The organism is Fibrivirga algicola (genome assembly GCF_011742925.1).
GTDB lineage: Bacteria > Bacteroidota > Bacteroidia > Cytophagales > Spirosomataceae > Fibrella > Fibrella algicola.
The window spans coordinates 1-430 of record NZ_WAEL01000038.1 but is presented as its reverse complement, the minus strand read 5'-3'; the positions used below and the strand labels follow the sequence as shown (position 1 = coordinate 430).

General features: G+C 61.4%; 1 protein-coding gene. It reads right to left on the bottom strand.

Features of this window, described 5'->3' with window-relative positions:
• A partial coding sequence (locus F7231_RS27100; protein WP_445451894.1) for an Ig-like domain-containing protein occupies positions 1–430 on the bottom strand: 430 nt, incomplete at both ends.

The window sequence follows — 430 nt, the reverse complement described above, 5'->3', positions numbered from 1 at the left end:
AATGGTCGTTGTGGCCACCGCTGGGCAACCCGTGTCTGCGTTGCTTACCGTTACCGAGTAAACCGTCGTAGTCGTTGGCGATACAGAGATGGCCTGCGACGTAGCGTTTGTCGACCAGAGGTAGTTGTACGAAGCGCCACCGGTGCCGACCGCCGTCAGCACAACCGTGTTGCCTTCGCAGATGGTCTGGCTAGGCGCAATGCCGATGGTTGCCGACGTAGCCGGGTTCACCGTCACTGTCGCGGTAGCCGTCGTTGAGCAACCGTCGCTGTTGGTCACAATCACCGTGTAGAGCGTCGACAGGGTTGGCGATACCGTTACCGACGCCGTTGACCCGGTACCGGCTGGGAGCCAGGTGTAGGTCAGGCCTGTTCCGCCCGCCGCCGTGGCGCTCAGCGTAGTCGTTGTACCGAAGCAGATCACCTGATCA